Annotated in this window: 14 protein-coding genes; 8 read left to right on the top strand and 6 right to left on the bottom strand. The window is 71.7% G+C overall.

What is annotated here, in order from left to right:
- Positions 1-279 precede the first annotated feature (279 nt).
- Positions 280-1,089, top strand: coding sequence for a class I SAM-dependent methyltransferase (locus HBB12_RS05875; RefSeq protein ID WP_236988497.1), 810 nt, complete (start codon positions 280-282; stop codon positions 1,087-1,089).
- Between the two features lie 108 nt (positions 1,090-1,197).
- Here the strand turns inward: HBB12_RS05875 and HBB12_RS05870 are convergent, their stop codons facing one another.
- The gene (locus tag HBB12_RS05870) at positions 1,198-1,944 is read right to left on the bottom strand and encodes an invasion associated locus B family protein (RefSeq protein WP_236988496.1); all 747 of its coding nucleotides are present in this window, start codon (positions 1,942-1,944) and stop codon (positions 1,198-1,200) included.
- A 301-nt stretch (positions 1,945-2,245) separates the two neighbouring features.
- Here HBB12_RS05870 and HBB12_RS05865 point away from each other — a divergent pair, with 301 nt between their 5' ends.
- Positions 2,246-3,634 carry an AMP-binding protein gene (locus tag HBB12_RS05865; protein WP_272913248.1) on the top strand — a complete coding sequence of 463 codons (1,389 nt, stop codon included), beginning with the start codon at positions 2,246-2,248 and terminating at the stop codon, positions 3,632-3,634.
- Positions 3,635-3,828: 194 nt separating this feature from the next.
- The gene (locus HBB12_RS05860) at positions 3,829-4,173 is read left to right on the top strand and encodes a hypothetical protein (protein WP_099954725.1); all 345 of its coding nucleotides are present in this window, start codon (positions 3,829-3,831) and stop codon (positions 4,171-4,173) included.
- A gap of 70 nt (positions 4,174-4,243) precedes the next feature.
- On the opposite strand, the gene HBB12_RS05855 is transcribed toward HBB12_RS05860, so the two are convergent.
- Positions 4,244-4,642 (bottom strand): TfoX/Sxy family protein, encoded by a 399-nt coding sequence (locus HBB12_RS05855; RefSeq protein WP_236988495.1) that lies wholly within the window; start codon positions 4,640-4,642, stop codon positions 4,244-4,246.
- A gap of 449 nt (positions 4,643-5,091) precedes the next feature.
- On the opposite strand from HBB12_RS05855, the gene HBB12_RS05850 reads away from it, so the two are divergent.
- The 4 genes from HBB12_RS05850 (at position 5,092) to HBB12_RS05835 (ending at position 9,033) form a co-directional block, all read left to right on the top strand.
- A complete protein-coding gene (locus HBB12_RS05850) occupies positions 5,092-5,937 on the top strand; it encodes a carbohydrate ABC transporter permease (protein WP_236992675.1) in 846 nt (281 codons plus the stop codon).
- The gene (locus HBB12_RS05845; RefSeq protein ID WP_236988494.1) at positions 5,934-6,782 is read left to right on the top strand and encodes a carbohydrate ABC transporter permease; all 849 of its coding nucleotides are present in this window, start codon (positions 5,934-5,936) and stop codon (positions 6,780-6,782) included. Before HBB12_RS05850 ends, HBB12_RS05845 begins: the two co-directional genes overlap by 4 nt.
- Positions 6,783-6,796: 14 nt before the next feature.
- Complete coding sequence (locus tag HBB12_RS05840) at positions 6,797-8,125, top strand: ABC transporter substrate-binding protein (RefSeq protein WP_236988493.1); 1,329 nt, start codon at positions 6,797-6,799, stop codon at positions 8,123-8,125.
- Positions 8,126-8,205: 80 nt separating this feature from the next.
- On the top strand, positions 8,206-9,033 hold the full coding sequence (locus HBB12_RS05835; RefSeq protein ID WP_236988492.1) for a phosphodiesterase: 828 nt from the start codon (positions 8,206-8,208) through the stop codon (positions 9,031-9,033).
- 102 nt (positions 9,034-9,135) lie between these two features.
- Here HBB12_RS05835 and HBB12_RS05830 read toward each other — a convergent pair whose 3' ends face one another.
- Both HBB12_RS05830 and HBB12_RS05825 read right to left on the bottom strand, forming a co-directional pair.
- The gene (locus HBB12_RS05830; protein ID WP_236988491.1) at positions 9,136-9,801 is read right to left on the bottom strand and encodes a 3-oxoacid CoA-transferase subunit B; all 666 of its coding nucleotides are present in this window, start codon (positions 9,799-9,801) and stop codon (positions 9,136-9,138) included.
- Between the two features lie 22 nt (positions 9,802-9,823).
- Positions 9,824-10,579 (bottom strand): CoA transferase subunit A, encoded by a 756-nt coding sequence (locus HBB12_RS05825; RefSeq protein ID WP_236988490.1) that lies wholly within the window; start codon positions 10,577-10,579, stop codon positions 9,824-9,826.
- A 305-nt stretch (positions 10,580-10,884) separates the two neighbouring features.
- Between HBB12_RS05825 and HBB12_RS05820 the strand changes: the two genes are divergently transcribed.
- Positions 10,885-12,744 (top strand): AsmA family protein, encoded by a 1,860-nt coding sequence (locus tag HBB12_RS05820; protein ID WP_236988489.1) that lies wholly within the window; start codon positions 10,885-10,887, stop codon positions 12,742-12,744.
- Positions 12,745-12,757: 13 nt separating this feature from the next.
- Here the strand turns inward: HBB12_RS05820 and HBB12_RS05815 are convergent, their stop codons facing one another.
- Positions 12,758-13,243: a hypothetical protein gene (locus HBB12_RS05815; RefSeq protein WP_236988488.1), complete on the bottom strand. Its 486-nt coding sequence runs from the start codon at positions 13,241-13,243 to the stop codon at positions 12,758-12,760.
- A gap of 260 nt (positions 13,244-13,503) precedes the next feature.
- Positions 13,504-14,223 carry an NAD-dependent deacylase gene (locus tag HBB12_RS05810; protein WP_236988487.1) on the bottom strand — a complete coding sequence of 240 codons (720 nt, stop codon included), beginning with the start codon at positions 14,221-14,223 and terminating at the stop codon, positions 13,504-13,506.
- Positions 14,224-14,422 lie beyond the last annotated feature (199 nt).

Below are 14,422 nucleotides of genomic sequence, written 5' to 3'. Positions count from 1 at the left end.
GAAGCCCTCTCCCCGCCCGCGGGGAGAGGAGAAATCCGCGCCGTTTCTTTTCCCCGGACAGCTGTGTTTTCCCTGGACAACCTTGCTTCGCGCCGGTCGGTAGCGATGTCCGGTCGGTGCCGCGTTTCGCGCCAGGCGGAGAGACGCGCAACTTATGTAAACGAATGTTGCCGCCTTTGTCATAGACTGCGACCCGACTTGCAGGATGCTCCGTCCTGCCGTCATCCGACTGTCCGTCACGCGACGCGGCGATGCGTCCCTGCGCGAACGGGAGGGGGCATGAGCAACGGGATCCAGCCTCACAACGCCAGGCCGGCCGGCATCTGGAATTCCGGCGGCGGCCGCTACGACGAGATCAGCCGGGGCATCGCCGACAGCATCGCCCATTGCGTGCTGCGCCTGGATCCGCGGCCGGGCGAGCGGATCCTCGACCTCGCCACCGGGACCGGCTGGACCTCGCGCCTGGTCGCCCGGAGCGGCGCCGAGGTCGTGGGCGTCGATCTCGGCGCCGACCTGATCGCCTTCGCGGCCGGGCGGGCCCAGGCCGAGGGGCTCGCCATCACCTACCGGGTCGGCGATGCCGAGAGCCTCCCCTTCGCGGACGGCGCCTTCGACGCGGTGATCTCGACCTGCGGGGTGATGTTCGCCAGCAAGCCGGAGGCGGCCGCAACGGAGCTGGCGCGGGTCTGCCGCCGGGGCGGGCGCATCGCGCTGACCACCTGGGCGCCCGACGGCGCGGTGTTCGAGATGTTCCGGGTGATGAAGGCCTACATGCCGCCGCCGCCCGCGCCGGCCCCGCCCTCGCCCTTCGAGTGGGGCCGCCCCGAGCGGATCGCGGAGCTGCTGGGCCGGGACTTCGACCTCGCCTTCGAGGACGGCGTCTCGTTCTACCGCGAGCCGAGCCCGGAAGCGGCCTGGGAGACCTTCTCCACCGGCTATGGGCCGACCAAGGCCCTGGCCGCGAGCCTGGACGAGGAACGCCGCGCCGCCCTGCGCCGCGACTTCATCGCTTTTCACGCCCGGTTCCCGACCCCGCTCGGCATCTGCGTGCCGCGCGAGTATCGGGTGACCCGCGGCCTGCGGCGGTAGGGGACTGGCCAAACGGAACGCCCCGGCATCGCGGCGTCGATGCCGGGGCGTCCGGGTCTCTCAGCCCCCGCGCCGCCGGTCGGGGCGCGAGGCCATGTCTTGCTTGTCTTACTTGGCCGGAGCCGCCGCCGGGGCCGCGCCGCCCTTCTGCTCGAGCTGCTTGCGCATCTCCTCGGAGCGCTTCTCGAGCTCGGCCTGGAGCTTCTTCTGCTGCTCCTCGAGCACCTTCGGGTCGATCGGGGCGCCGTCGAAGGCCTTGCCGAAGCCGGCCAGCGGCACCGCGAAGGTGACCTCGCGCTGCATCTGGTTCTGCACGCTGACGTGAAGGGTGGTGCCCTTCTTCATCGCGGCGACGACCTCGTCCTTCAGGCCCGGGGCCTCGGCAAAGCAGCCGTTCGGGAAGCAGACGGCGTAGCGGCCGGGGGTCGGCTGGCCGTTATCGACCGTGAAGCGGATGCCGGGCTGCAGCAGCAGGCCGAGCGGCATCAGGAAGCGCACGACCTTGGTGCCCTGCGGGCCCTTCATGTCGTAGACCGCCACGGCCAGCACCGCCTGGCCCTGGTCGGAGACGAAGTCGCGGGTGGTGTAGCAGACCTCGTTGCCGCTGCCCTGGTCCTTGCCGCAGACCTTGGTCCAGTCGGCCTGGGACGGCTCGGGCTTCACCTGCACGACCATCGGGCCGGTCTGCTGGGCCTGCGCGGCCGGGGCGGCCTGCTGGGCCGGGGCCGGCGCCGGAGCGGCGGGCTTCTTGGGCTGGGCGAGCGCCGGGGCGGCCGCGAGACCGAGCCCGAGGCCGGCCAGGGCGAAGGCAATGGCGGCCTGGTTCGGGCGCGCGGGACGATTCGCGAAGAACATCAGGAGTGGACCCCTCAAACGGCAGGACGTCGGTGGCCTTATGCGCGCGAAGCCCGCTGGATGCGGGTCGCCGGCAGCAAGCGGAGCGCGGCCGAAGGGCTCCGCCCGGCCTCCGGGGCGCCTGCTTTCCCCCGGATTGAGGCGAAGGCAAGGCCTCGGCCGCCGACCGTCAGGGGGCCTTAGCCGATCCCAACGCGGATCGCGAGGGGGCCCGCAGGCTTAAAACGGCATTAACCATGCGTGGGCAGGATGGCGGGCGCGGCATGCGGACGGGGTGACGGTGGTGGCGGCTCAGGCGACGATGAGACGAGACGACGCGTCGTCCCTGCCGGATCCCGCGGTCCTGCCGGCACTCCCGGCCGGTGCCGGGCGGCCCGCCGCCACGGGTTCGGCCACGGGTTCGGCCATGGGTTTGGGCGCCCTCCTCGCCGCGATCGCCGACCGGCATCCCGCCCGCATCGCCCTCGTCGACCAGGCGAGCAAGCCCGCCTGGTGCGGCCGCCCCGCCATCGCCTGGACCTACGCCGCCGCCCGCGAGATCGTCGCGCGCCTCGCCGAGGGCCTGCAGCAATGGCGGCTGCCGCCCGGGAGCCCCATCGGCCTGTGCATGGCCGGCATGGCCGAGGCGCATCTCGCCTTCCTGGCGATCGAGCAGGCCGGCCACGTCCCCTGCCCGCTTCCGGTGACCTGGGACGAGGACCGCCTACTCCAGGCCGTCGAGGCGGCGCAGGTCCTCGCCATCCTGACCCAGGGAGTCCTCGGGGCCGAGCGGCCGGCGGACAAGGTCTGCCGGGTCGCGATGCGCTACTTCCCCTTGCGCTTCGTCGCCGCCTTCGGGCCGCACGTGCCGGACGGGGTGATCAGCCTCGACCAGGTCGTGCTCGACCATCGCGGCGATGCCGCCGCCCTCGGCACCGGGCCGGCCGCCGGCCTCATCACCTTCGCGCTTCCGGGTACCCTGTCGGGAGCCGTGCCGGCCCACCCCGGCCCCCAGCCCGAACCCGAGGGCGCGCCCCTGCCGGTGCGGCGCGAGGCCGAGGCGCTGACGGCCGCCGCCGCCGGCTGCCTGGTGCCCCTGCGGATCGAGCCGGGCGAGCGGATCCTCAGCCTCCTGCCATCGACCGACCTGAAGGGCCTCGCCACCGGGCTCGCCGCCGCCTTGCTCGCCGGCGCCACCCTCGAATGCCATCCGGTCTTCGATGCCGGCGCCCTCTCGGCCGCCCTCGACCAGCCGGTGCCGACCCATCTCGTCGCGCCCGCCTGGATGGAGGCGGGGTTCTCCCGCACCACCGTGCCGGGCCGCCTGCGCACCCTCGCCTATGTCCACCGGGCGCCCTGCCGCCTCAGCGCCCGCCTGCCCGGCCGCTCCGGCGTGGTCGACATCGTGGCCTTCGACGAGGTCGCCCTGCTCTGCGGCCGGCGTGATGCCCAGGATGTCGGCCTCGTCCTGGCGGCCCCCGAGCGGGCCGCGTCGGCCCCCGAGCGGGCCGCCCCCGGCGGGGATCGAGGCGGCCTGATCCAGCTGCGCCGCGATCCGGATGGGCGCCTGAGCTTCCGCGGTCCGGCCTGCCAAGCCGTCATGTTGCGCCGCGGCATCACCGAGAACGAAAATCCGGACGGATGGATGGATTCGCGCTTCCGAGCCTCTCTCTTCGCCGGCGTCGCCACCGCGGTCGCAGAAATGCCATAGCGCGCGGGCAACCTGTCCGGATCGGCTTCCATCTCAAAAATTCTTGTCGTTCCAGCTGTTTGACGGCTCATCACCGGGTCCCGCCCGGGATCGCCCGGCGGTCCCGGCCTTGCCGGGGAATGAACCTTCGTCGGCTCACGGCGTTACTGCCCCGGTGCCTTCACGAGAGGCACGCGATCGGCTAACGCTTGAACATGGGTGCGCTGCAAAAAGTTCTCGTCGTCGACGATGGCCACCGCGCCGTCGACCGGGCCCTCTCCGCGGAGCTGGCCGAGCTGGGCTATGCCAGCGTCACCGCCTCCCTGGAGGCGGCGGACGATGTTCTGGCGATGATGCCGCGCCCGGCGGCGGTTCTGCTCCACGTTCCGCCCCGTGACACCGGCGGCGCCTTCCGGATGATGTCGGAGCGCCTGCGCGAGCAGATGCGCGGCGCCGGCATCCCGGTGATCGAGGTCGATGCCGCCGGCCAGCAGACCGGTGCGCCGATCGACCTCCAGAGCCGGATCGGCACCCGGGTGCTGAACGAGCCGGAATTCTAAGAGAGCACGCGTTCAGAGCCTTGCCTCCGCATCGTGCGGCAAGGCTCCGAGCGCGTTCGATCGCGCCGGCTCACGATACACGAGAGAAGGGTTCATCGGCGGCACCGGCAGATGACCGGCTGCCGGATGACCCTTTCGCCTGCGCCCGCTCCGCCGCCGTGCAGGCCCGCCGCGCCCAGGCCACGAATTCCTCCGGATCGTCGCCGAGCCGGTCCGGCGCACGCCAGTAGCTGGCGATGACGGTCACCCGGCCGCCTTTCCCGGCATAGGAGAACGGTGCGCCGCCCTCGGCCGCGAAGGACGCGGTCTCGTCGGGCGTGACCTTCAGGTAGAGCACGTCGCGCACGACCAGCCCGAACATCAGGGAATCGCGAAACAGCCCGAGCCCGCCGAACATCCGGCGGATCGAGACGCCGCCGAGGGGCGCCAGCATCTCCTCCAGGAAGGCGCGGTATCCGTGGTCCGTCATGATTCGCTCCGGGGCCTCTCCGAGAGAGCGTCCCGCCCCGGCGGCGTGCCGGCAAGCCCGGCCGTGCGTGATCGTCACCATCGTTCCGGTTTCGCGGCGGAGTGTGGGCGATTCGGCAATATCCGTCATGATCCGTCATGATCCGACTTAGGCCATGCCGTCATGGCTCGCTGTCGAGCTAAGCTGGTCTGCCGCGCAGGACTGATCGATCGGCGATCGAATAGGCAGGGGGTCGGGACGACGACCGCCGAAATCGGGTCGGCCATGTCGGGAGCGCGGCCGTAAGCGAAGCCGATTTCATCCGCCTGTCACGAAACCGCCCGATGACGCGCCGGTCCCGACACCCCCGGCGGATACACGTGACCCACGCCCTCGACCTGATTCCGGCGGCCCGAAAGGCCCCTGCCGCCGCGCCCGATGCGACGCGCCGGCCCTGGGCCGGCCTTGCCCTGCCGCTCGCCCTGCTCAGCCCCTCCCTCGTCTTCCTCGTCCTGTTCACCTACTGGCCGGTGGTCGAGGTGTTGTGGGATGCCACCCACGAGGTGTCGCGGCGCGGCACCCGCTTCGTGGGACTGGCCAACTTCTCGGCCCTCTTCGCCGACCCGACCTTCCAGCGCGCGCTCCTCAACAACGCGCTCTACGCGGTCGGCACGGTGGTGCCGAGCCTGGTCCTGGCGCTCGCCTTCGCCCTGGCGCTCAACGGCGCCGGCCGGGTGCGGGCTTTGATGCGGGCGGTGTTCTTCCTGCCGGTGATGATCCCGCTGGTGGCCGCCGCCGCGCTCTTCCTGTTCCTGTTCCTGCCCGGCATCGGGCTGATCGACCACCACCTCGCCCGGCTCGGATTCGCCGGCGCCAACTGGCTCGGCGACCCGGATCTCGCGCTCGCCGCCATCACGGTGCTCACCGTGTGGAAGAATGCCGGCTACTACATGCTGTTCATCCTGGCCGGGCTGCAGGCGATCCCCGACGAGGCGAAGGAGGCCGCGCTCCTCGACGGCGCCGGCCCGTGGCAGCGCCTGCGCTACGTCACCCTGCCGGCGCTCCGCCCGACCTTCGCCTTCGTCGGGGTGATTGCGCTCCTGAACGCCGTGACGCAGGTCGACCACGTCTTCGTGCTCACCAAGGGCGGGCCCTCGGACGCGACGAAGCTCCTGCTGTTCTACATCTACGAGCAGGCCGCCGAGCGCTACGATGCCGGCCGCGCCGCCGCCGCGACCGTGGTGACCCTGGGCCTGCTCGCTGCGCTGACCGCCCTGTCGCTCACCCGCAGCCAGGGCCCGGAGGCGGCCCGATGAGCGCCTCCCCCGTATCGGGCCCGGTGACCCGCGAGGTCACGCCTCACATCGCCCGCTGGGTCGTCATCGGCCTCGCGCTGATCTGGGCGGTGCCGTTCTGGTGGATGCTGGTGGCGGCGTTCCGGCCGGCGGGATCGGGGGCGGATGCCTCGCTCCTGCCCTCCCTGACGCCGACGCTCGCCAACTTCGCCGAGGCCTGGGCCTCGGCCGACTTCCCGCTCTACTTCCTCAACTCGGCCGTCATCTGCGCCGGCATCCTGGCGGTGCAGCTCGTCACCGCCTCGCTTGCCGGTTACGTCTTCGCCCGCCTCGAATTCCGCGGGCGCGGGATCCTGTTCGCCCTGTTCCTGCTCCAGCTGATGCTGGTGCCGGTGGTGCTGCTGGTGCCGAACCTGAAGACGATCGCGGCTCTCGGCCTCTACGACACCCTGCCGGGGGTGATGGCGCCCTATTGCGCCACCGCCTTCGGCACCTTCCTGATGCGGCAGAGCTTCCGCGAGGTGCCGCGCGAACTGGAAGACGCCGCGATGATCGACGGCGCCGGCTGGTGGGCGCGCATCCGCCTCATCTACCTGCCGCTGACGAAGCCCGCGCTCGTCGCCTTCTCGATCGTCTCGGTCACCAGCCACTGGAACGAGTTCCTGTGGCCGCTGATGGTCATCAACTCCCCCGACAGGCGGCCCCTCACCCTCGGTCTCGCGAGCTTCACGCTCAGCGCCGAGGGGATGCAGGCCTGGGGGCTGATCGCGGCCGGCACCTTCCTGGTCAGCCTGCCGCTGCTCGCCGCCTTCCTGATCTTCCAGCGCCGGTTCGTGAACAGCTTCCTCGCCTCCGGCATCAAGTAAAGGACGATAGACCGATGATTTCCTGGTGGAAGGGCGCTGCCCTTGCGCTTGCAGCAGTGGCCGGCCTCGCCGCGCCGCGCCCCGCATTCGCGACCGATATCGAATTGTTCTTCCCCGTCCCGGTGGACGGGGCGCTCGCCCGCAACATGTCGGGGCTGATCAAGGAGTTCAACGACTCCCACCCCGACATCAAGGCGACGCCGGTCTTCACCGGCTCCTACGACGACACGCTCCTGAAGACCCGCGCGGCGATCAAGGCCGGCAAGCCGCCGGCCGCCGTCATCATGTCGGCGAACTTCCTCACCGATCTGTCGATCGAGCGCGAGATCGCGCCGATGGACGACCTGATCGCCAAGGACGGCAAGACGCCCGACACCTTCATGGCCCAGTTCTTCCCGGCGCTCCTCCCCAACGCCGTGATCGACCGCAAGGTCTACGGCGTGCCGTTCCACAACTCGACGCCTCTGCTCTACATCAATGCCGACCACTTCAAGGAAGTGGGTCTCGACCCCGACAAGCCGCCGCGCACCTGGGCCGAGCTCGCCGACGCCGCCCGCAAGCTGACCAGGCGCGAGGGCGACCGCACCACCCGCTGGGGCCTGATGATGCCCTCGAGCTACGATTACGGCGGCTGGATCCTCGAAGCCCTGACCATGTCCAACGGCGGGCAATACTACAACCGGGATTACGGCGGCGAGGTCTATTACGACACCCCGACCATGCTCGGCGCCCTCACCTTCTGGTCGGATCTGGTCCACAAGGCCAAGGTGCACCCGGCCGGCGAGCAGAAGGGCCCGGCGGTGACCGGCGCCTTCCTGGCCGGCCAGGCCTCGATGATGATCATCTCGACCGGTTCGCTCACCTTCATCCGCGACACCGCCAAGTTCCCGTTCAAGGTCGCCTTCGTGCCGATGAACGTGCGCCAGGCGGTGCCGATCGGCGGCGCCTCGCTGGTCCAGCCGACCGGCCTCTCGCCCGAGAAGCGCGCCGCCGGCTGGACCCTGATCCAGTGGCTGACCTCGCCCGGGAAGTCGGGCTGGTGGAGCCGCGCCACGGGCTACTTCGCCCCCAACAAGGCGGCCTACGACCTGCCCGAGATGAAGGCCTTCCTGGAGAAGAACCCGGACGCCAAGATCGCGGTGGATCAGCTCGCCAACGCCCAGCCGTGGTTCGCCACCTACCGCACCGTGCCGGTGCGCAAGGCGATCGAGGACGAGCTGCAGGCCGTGCTCGCGGGCAAGCGCCAGCCGAAGGAGGCGCTCACCGCCGCCCAGAAGGCCGCCGATGCCCTGATGCGCCCCTACGTCGAGGACACTGCGCTCCGCCTGCCGGGCGCCGAGTGACCGCCTCGCGCTGACGCGCCTCCCCGTCCTGGACGACGCCCGGGACGGGGCCCATTGCCCCCGAGTGCCGGACGAATTCCATGCTCATCGCCCAGATCACCGACCTGCACGTGCGCCCCCGCGGGCTGCCGGCCTACCGGGTCTCCGAGACCAACCGGATGGTCGCCCGCGCGGTGGCCCACCTCATCGCCCTCGATCCCCGGCCCGACCTGGTGCTGATCTCCGGCGATCTCACCGATTGCGGGCTTGCGGAAGAATACGAGGAGCTGCGCGGCCTGCTCGCGCGCCTGCCGATGCCGATCTACGTCATCCCCGGCAACCACGACCGGCGCGAGACCCTGCGCGAGGTCCTGCCGGCGGCCTGGATGCCCGGCGCGACGGACGGCTTCATCCAGTACACCGTCGAGGATCACCCGGTCCGCCTGATCGCCCTCGACACGCTGGTGGCGGGCGCGAGCCACGGCGCGCTCTGCACCGAGCGCCTCGGCTTCCTCGAACGGGCGCTCGCCGGCGGCGACGGCCGCCCGACCCTGGTCTTCATGCACCACCCGCCCTTCGAGTGCGGGCTCGTCCACATGGACGAGATCCGGCTCCTCGACGGCGAGGCGCCGTTCCGGCGGCTGATCGCCGGTGAGACCTGCATCGAGCGGATCCTGTGCGGCCACCACCACCGGCCGATCGTCACCCGCTACGCCGGCACGATCGCGCAGATCGCCCCGAGCGTGACTCACCAGGTCGCCTTCGATCTCACACCGGAGCACGACGGCGCCCTGGTCTTCGAGCCGCCGGCCTACCTGCTCCACCGCTACACGCCGGAGACGGGAATCGTGAGCCACATGGTCTATGTCGAGGCGTTCGACGGGCCGTATCCGTTCGTGCTGGATGCGGCGTATCCGGGGCAGCACTAATTATCGATCAATATTCGAGAATATAGCGTGGGATCCCCTCTCCCGCACGGGAGAGGGGGAAGAGCTTTACTTCGAGCTCTCAATCCCGATGTAGTATGGTGATCAGCTGTTCTTCAGCGCCACCCGATACTGACCCTGCGTCTTCGCCCGCACCTCGTCCTCGGTGACGCCGTCGGCGAGTTCGACCAAGCTCATGCCGCCGTCACCCTTCTTGTCGATGGTGAAGACGCCGAGATCGGTGATCACCATGTCGACGACGTGGGTGCCGGTGAGCGGCAGGTCGCAGGCCTCGAGCAGCTTCGGGGATTCCGAGCCGTCCTTGGCCTTGGCGACGTGCTCCATCACCACGACGACCTTCTTGACGCCGGCGACGAGATCCATCGCGCCGCCCATCCCCTTCACCATCTTGCCGGGGATCATCCAGTTGGCCAGATCGCCGTTCTGGGCCACCTGCATGGCCCCTAAGATCGACAGGTCGATATGGCCGCCGCGGATCATCCCGAAGGAATCCGACGACGAGAAGTAGCTCGTGGTCGGCAACTCCGTAATGGTCTGCTTGCCGGCGTTGATGAGGTCGGGATCCTCCTCGCCCTCGTACGGGAACGGGCCCATGCCCAGCATCCCGTTCTCGGACTGGAGCTGCACCGACATCCCCTCGGGGATGTAGTTCGACACCAGCGTCGGGATGCCGATGCCGAGATTGACGTAGAAGCCGTCCTGAAGCTCGCGGGCGGCGCGGGCCGCCATCTGGTCGCGGGTCCAAGCCATGGGGGTCTCCTGTCTCGCTCGTTCAGATGGCGCCGCCGCCCGTCGGGGCGGGCGCGGGCTCGGCGTTGGGGGCGGCCTCGGCACGCTTGCGGGTGGTGCGCTGCTCGATGCGCTTCTGCGCGTTCGGGACGTGGATCATCCGCTTCACGAACACGCCGGGGGTGATGATGTGGTCCGGGTCGATCTCGCCGGGGCGCACCAGGTGCTCGACCTGCGCGATGGTCATGCGCGAGGCGGTGGCCATCATCGGGTTGAAGTTGCGGGCGGTCTTCCGGTAGACGAGGTTGCCCTCGTGGTCGCCCTTCCAGGCATGGACCAGCGAGACGTCGGCGAACAGGCCGCGCTCCATCACGTAGGTCTCGCCGTCGAACTCCCGGGTCTCCTTGCCCTCGGCGATCAGGGTGCCGACGCCGGTCTTGGTGAAGAAGGCCGGGACGCCGGCGCCGCCGGCGCGGATGCGCTCGGCCAGCGTGCCCTGCGGGTTGAACTCGATCTCGAGCTCGCCGGCGAGGTACTGCTTGGCGAAGGTCTTGTTCTCGCCGACATAGGACGAGATCATCTTCTTGATCTGGCGCGTCTCGAGCAAGACGCCGAGGCCGACGCCGTCGATGCCGGCATTGTTCGAGATGACCGTGAGGTCCTTGGCGCCGCTCTCGCGCACAGCGTCGATGAGGACGTCGGGAATGCCGCAGAGGCCGAAGCCGCCGGCCATGATCGTCATGCCGTCCCGCAGGACGCCCGCCAGGGCGGCGGTGGCGTCGGGGTATACCTTCTTCATCCCTCGTTTCCTCAAATTTCCGGCACCGCCGGGGCTGAAGCGCCCTCGGTCCCGCACGGATGCGGCGCCTCGCCGCCCTGTTTAGCATCGTTGCGCCGCCGCACCACCGGGCGGGGAGAGGAAAATGTCCCGCTGCCGGAGCGGTGCACGCCACGCGGCAAACCATGCCGGGGAGACAAGCCGTGCGCGAGGGATTATAGGGGACACGGGAAGGCGGATGCCGCCGGCAGGCTCTCGAAGAGGCCGCCGGGACGGCGGCCCGGGGGGGCGCACGAGTTCTCGTCCACGCCGGCTGCCGGAGAGCGATGTCGCGCCGAACCACCCTGGCCCTCAGCGGCGCCGTCGTCACGGCGCTCGCGGTCGCGGCCGCCTCCCTGTCCTGGACGATCGCGGCCCCGCAGGCGGCGGCCTTCGCCGAGCGGGACCTGGCGCGGCGCTACGGCCTCGGCCTGGCGGTCGCCGGCCCCGCCACCCTGACGCTGCTGCCGGCCCCGCGCCTGACCTTCTCCGGGGTGCGGCTCAGCCGCGCCGGCCACGACCTCGTCGCGAGCGACGGCCTGCAGGTGCAGCTCGGCCTCGCCGGGCTCCTCGCCGGCCGGGCCGAGATCACCGGCCTCGTCCTCGAACGGGCCCGGATCGCCCTGCCGCCGCACGCATGGAGCGACTGGGCCGAGCCGGCGGCGCGGCTCGCCGCGCGGGTCGCCGCCGGGAGGGGCCGCCACCTGCGCCGCCTCGTCCTCGTCGACGCGACCGTGACCGGGCGCGATCCGCGCTCCGGTGCCCCTGAGACGGTCACCGGCCTCAACCTGGTGGCGAACTGGCCGCGCCCGACCGCCGGCCTCGACCTGTCGGCCGCCTTCACCTGGCGCGGCGTGCCGGCGACCCTGGCCCTGTCGGGACTGCGCCCGCGCGAACTCGCGGCCGGCGCCGAGACCCCGGTCACCGCCGCCCTCACCTGGAACGGGGCGAGCGCGGGGACCGATCGGCCCGCCGAGGGCAGCGCCGAGATCGAGGGCAGCCTGGTCTGGGCCAAGGAGCCGGCCAAGGAGCAGGCCGAGGGCACGGCCAGGGCCGCGTCGACGGAGACCTCCGGCACGGGCCCGCGCCTGTCCGGCCAGGGCCGCTTCGTCACCTCCGCCCTGCCCGGCACCCTGGCCTGGCTCGGGATCGTCCCCGGCCCCGCCGCGCTCGCCGGCCCGGTGAGCCTCGACGGGCGCTTCCTCGCCCGCCCGGGCGCCGTCGAATGGCCCGAGATCCGGGTGCAGGTCGGCGACAACCGGCTCGAGGGCGCGGGCGCCGCGTCCGTGGCGCGGGGGCGGCTCAGCCTCACCGGCACCCTGGCGGCCGAGCGGCTCGACCTCTCGGGCCTGATGCCCGAGGCACTGTCCGACGGTCCCTGGAGCCGGGCGCCGCTCGCCCTCGACGGGTTGACGGACGGCGACCTCGACCTGCGCCTCTCCGCGGCCTCGGCCCGCCTCGGCCCGGTGGAGGCGCAGGACGTCGCCGCCGGCCTGCTGGTGCGCGACGGCACCGTGGAGGCGACGCTGGGGCGCGCCACCGTGCAGGGCGGCACCGTCAAGGGGCGGGCGGCGCTCGCCGCCCTGCCGGCGGGCCTCGATGCCCGCCTCCAGGGCAGCGCCGACCGGATCGACCTCGGCGGCCTCTTCGCCGATCTCGGCTGGCCGCGCTGGATCCTCGGCCGGGCGCAAGCCTCGGTCGCCCTCGACGGGGCCGGATCGAGCCTCGCCGACCTCGTCCGGCGCCTCTCGGGCCGCGCCGCCGCCACGGTCGAGAGCGGGGAGATCTTAGGCGTGAACCTCGCCGACCTCGCCCAGCGCCCCGACTCCGCCACCACCGCCCTGCGCCGGGGCGGCCGCACCCATTTCGAGCGTGCCCGGGTCAGCCTGACGGTGAGCGACGGCGTCGCCGAGATCGGCCAGGGCCAGATCCGCGCGGCGGCGCTCGCCGCGAGCCTCGGCGGCCGGATCTTCCTGTCCGAGCGGCGGCTCGGCGCCGAGGCGAGGATCGAGCCCGGGCCCGACGGGCGGGCGGGCGGGAGCTTCGCCATCGAGGGGCCGTGGCAGCGCCCGAGCCTGCGGCCGCTCGCCGCCCGCGCGCTGCCGCCCTCGACCCTGCCGAAGGCCGCCAGCGCCTACGCGCCCTGAGCGGAGCTTTGCGTCACTGGCGATAGGCGGCGGCCTTGAACGTCCAGCGCCAGCGTTTCGCCGGCACCTTGCAGCGGACCTGGACCGTGTTCTCGCAGGTGCCGTCCGGCGGCGACCGGTCGAGGGCGACGACGACCCGACGGTCGTCCTTGCGGTAGCCCTGCACCGTCGATTCCGGGCCGTCGGCCGAGATCTCGGCGATCTGGTCCCAGCCCTCCACGATCGTCTCCAGCCGGCCGAGGGCGTCGGCGTAGGAATGCCCGAGCCCCGTGGCCCGGCCCGAGAAGGTGCAGGCCGTGCCGGCGGGCGCGCTGTCGCTGACGGTCTTCGGCGACTGGGTGCCCGAGGCGAGCGGGAAGCCGAGGGCGGCGGCGAAGGCCGTCCGAAGGGCGCTGCAGACATCCGGCGGCAGGGGCCGGGCCACCGGTTCGGCCGGTGCCGCCCGCGCCGCGACGAGGCCGGCGAACGACAGGAACAGGGCCAGGGCGATCCGAGACATCCGTCAAGTCCTCGAGCGGGCGACCGCCGAACCGCCCGACGTCATCGCCGGCGGCGATGGATGCGCGGTCGCGCGTGAGTTTCCGTGCGCCGTGACTATGACAAGACCATGCGGGCCGATATGGCCCGGCGGCAACGAACGCGTGGCCCGGCGCGATGTGAGACGCCCCGCCCGATGTTTGGAACGGAGGGCGCAGGTCGGCCGCGCGGACGGTCGCGGGCCCGACGACGATCGTCGGAGATGCGGCCCCGGTCGCGGCGTCACGGTGCGGCTCCGTCGATCCCCCGCAGGAGCCCGTCGACGAAGTCCGGCACCGCCTGCGTGGCCGGGCCGTAGGTGGCCTCCATGAACAGGCCGGCGGTGTCGGAGGGGGCGAGGTTGATCTCGCGGGTCGGGATCCCGGCCGCCCGCGCCCGCGCCACGAACCCCGCCGCCGGGTAGACCGCCCCGGACGTGCCGATGGCGACGAACAGGTCGGATTCGTCGAGGGCCTCCGCGATGGCATCGAGGTGGAGCGGCACCTCGCCGAACCAGACCACGTCCGGGCGCATCCCGCCGCTTCGCCCGCAGGACGGGCAGGCCGTCCCGACCGACAGGTCCCCGGGCCAGGGGCGGCCCTCGCCGCAGGCGGTGCAGCGCGCCCGCATCACCTCGCCGTGCATGTGGGTGACCGCCCGGGTGCCGGCGCGCTCGTGCAGGTCGTCGACGTTCTGGGTGCAGAGGAAGAGCGTTCCGCCGCGTGCCGCGAGACCCGCCTCCAGGCGCGCGAGCGCCGCGTGGGCGGCGTTGGGCGCGGCCTCCCGCACGCCCTGCCGGCGCAGGTTGTAGAAGGCGTGGACCTCCTCCGGCTCGGCGGCGAAGGCCTCCGGCGTGGCGAGCCGCATCGGATCGAACCGCCGCCACAGCCCGCCCGGATCCCGGAAGGTGCCGAGCCCGCTCTCGGCCGAGATGCCGGCTCCGGTGAGAACGAAGAGGTTCACGCGCGGCCCTCCCGCGGGGGCGGCGATTCGGCCGACGACTGGGACACGATTGTGTCAAAGCTCGCACGCTGCAGAACAATGCCGGTGCGAGACCATCGCGATGCCGTCACTGAGACCTCCGTTGAGACTTTATCAATTCTTGGCATGGACAATCCCTGTCACCCATCCTAAGTGAGGATCGTGCCCGCGCGCATGGCCG

Source organism: Methylobacterium sp. SyP6R, assembly GCF_019216885.1.
In the GTDB taxonomy this organism is placed as follows: domain Bacteria; phylum Pseudomonadota; class Alphaproteobacteria; order Rhizobiales; family Beijerinckiaceae; genus Methylobacterium.
The sequence above is the reverse complement of the archived record's forward strand: the minus strand, read 5'-3'. Positions and strand labels throughout refer to the sequence as shown.

What these genes read in the sequence shown, in the direction of transcription:
- HBB12_RS05855 (WP_236988495.1), bottom strand. Translation starts at nt 4,642, where the DNA reads ATGACGGACCACGGATACCGCGCCTTCCTGGAGGAGATGCTGGCGCCC.
- HBB12_RS05865 (WP_272913248.1), top strand. Translation starts at nt 2,246, where the DNA reads ATGAGACGAGACGACGCGTCGTCCCTGCCGGATCCCGCGGTCCTGCCG.
- HBB12_RS05830 (WP_236988491.1), bottom strand. Translation starts at nt 9,801, where the DNA reads ATGGCTTGGACCCGCGACCAGATGGCGGCCCGCGCCGCCCGCGAGCTT.
- HBB12_RS05815 (WP_236988488.1), bottom strand. Translation starts at nt 13,243, where the DNA reads ATGTCTCGGATCGCCCTGGCCCTGTTCCTGTCGTTCGCCGGCCTCGTC.
- HBB12_RS05820 (WP_236988489.1), top strand. Translation starts at nt 10,885, where the DNA reads ATGTCGCGCCGAACCACCCTGGCCCTCAGCGGCGCCGTCGTCACGGCG.
- HBB12_RS05875 (WP_236988497.1), top strand. Translation starts at nt 280, where the DNA reads ATGAGCAACGGGATCCAGCCTCACAACGCCAGGCCGGCCGGCATCTGG.
- HBB12_RS05835 (WP_236988492.1), top strand. Translation starts at nt 8,206, where the DNA reads ATGCTCATCGCCCAGATCACCGACCTGCACGTGCGCCCCCGCGGGCTG.
- HBB12_RS05860 (WP_099954725.1), top strand. Translation starts at nt 3,829, where the DNA reads ATGGGTGCGCTGCAAAAAGTTCTCGTCGTCGACGATGGCCACCGCGCC.
- HBB12_RS05825 (WP_236988490.1), bottom strand. Translation starts at nt 10,579, where the DNA reads ATGAAGAAGGTATACCCCGACGCCACCGCCGCCCTGGCGGGCGTCCTG.
- HBB12_RS05840 (WP_236988493.1), top strand. Translation starts at nt 6,797, where the DNA reads ATGATTTCCTGGTGGAAGGGCGCTGCCCTTGCGCTTGCAGCAGTGGCC.
- HBB12_RS05870 (WP_236988496.1), bottom strand. Translation starts at nt 1,944, where the DNA reads ATGTTCTTCGCGAATCGTCCCGCGCGCCCGAACCAGGCCGCCATTGCC.
- HBB12_RS05845 (WP_236988494.1), top strand. Translation starts at nt 5,934, where the DNA reads ATGAGCGCCTCCCCCGTATCGGGCCCGGTGACCCGCGAGGTCACGCCT.